This is a genomic window from Acinetobacter sp. NigerLNRRAM0016 (assembly GCF_054112845.1).
Window position 1 is genome coordinate 1 of sequence record NZ_JBSYVT010000087.1, and the last position, 1511, is coordinate 1511.

Below are 1511 nucleotides of genomic sequence, written 5' to 3' on the forward strand. Positions count from 1 at the left end.
AGTCCAAGTGGCCACCCAACAATTATCAAATTTATGGGGAACCTCTGATAAGTCATTGCAGGTAAACCTCTCTTCACAAAAGCTCTGGCCAAAATCGACTCATCAGCAGGTTCAAGAATATTTAGCGGAAAACTACGTTGAGAAATATCGAGCTTTACTGGTATTAGAGTCTCAAGCAACGGTTGATCAACTAAGGGCAAAGGCACGTCCTAACCCCACTTTAAACCTAGGTGTCAACCGCACCCAATCCTTGGAAAACTCCACACAAAATCAATTAGTAGTCGGAGTCAGTGTACCGCTTAATATTTTCGATCGTCAGCAAAATGGCATAAAAATCGCGCAAGAAAAAATGAACTTATTAGAGCGTCAGAAAGACTTTTATCTAAAGCAAAATGCGCTGCAAATCGGTACGATCTTAACCGAGTTGCAGGGTTTAGAGCTTCAATTCAAAGTCGTTGACGAGACTCAAATTCCTTTGGCGACTCAAGTTCAAAGTAAAACTTTACAAGGTTTTCTGGCAGGCAAGTTTGCTTTAACCGATGTTCAGCAAGCCACGCTTCAATTACAGGATATCCGTCTACGTAAAGTCCAGTTGTTACGGGATGGCTGGCAAAAGGCCATCGAAGCAGAAAGTTTGAGCTTAGGCATTAGCCCAAGTGAAGTCATGTCGAAAGATGCTATTGCACAAATTAATCAAAACTTATGGCAAGACATACAGGCCATGCCTGTCATTGGTGGGGGAAATTAACATGTTCGATCTTAAAAACATCTTAAAAAAACAGAGCGGAAAGATTTCCCAACCTCTATTGATTGGTTTGGCCATCGGTGCAACCGTACTCCTCAGTATTTTCTTAATCTTGTCGGGTAAGAATAAATCTGAAACATCAGATGAACATGCCGAGGAAGAAGGCGCAGAGGAACATGGAAGTGAAGAAGGCAAAGAGGAACATGGCGGTGAAACCGAAGAGCATGCAGAAGGCGTGAGCCTGACGGCCAAGCAACTGGTTGAACAAGGCATACAGTTATCAGCAGTCGATCAAGGTCCGGTGGTTAAATTAAGTTCTTATCCAGCAAAACTTAACGTGAATACCGACCAGCAAGCGCATGTCTCTCCGAGTTTTAGTGGTCATGTCGAAAATGTTTATGTAGAACTCGGCCAAAAAGTTCAGAAAGGACAGTCTTTGGCCACGTTGCTTGTTCCTGATTTAGTCGATCAGCAGGCCAATCTAAAAATTGAACAAACCAACCTTGAACTGGCGAAACAGGACTTCGAGCGTGAGCGTCAGCTGTGGTCACAAGGTATTTCAGCAAAACAGGACTATCAACGTGCTTACAACAGCTATAAACGGGCGCAAATTCAGGTTCAAGCGGCCCAATCACGTTTAAGTGCATTTGGTGCAGTGAATGCCAGTAACGGGCGCTATATTTTGAAAGCTCCCATTTCCGGCGTGATCAGTAAAAAGGATTTGGTGCTCGGAGAAAATGTTCAGTTAGCCGATCAGCTCTTTACC

The 1511-nt window shown here is 43.6% G+C and carries 2 protein-coding genes; both read left to right on the plus strand.

The window, feature by feature from the left end:
- Positions 1-748, plus strand: a 748-nt coding sequence (locus ACWQ4X_RS19575; RefSeq protein WP_457904664.1) for a TolC family protein, incomplete at its 5' end; no start/stop codon positions are given.
- 1 nt (position 749) lies between these two features.
- The coding region (locus ACWQ4X_RS19580) for an efflux RND transporter periplasmic adaptor subunit (RefSeq protein ID WP_457904665.1) at positions 750-1511 on the plus strand (762 nt) is incomplete at its 3' end.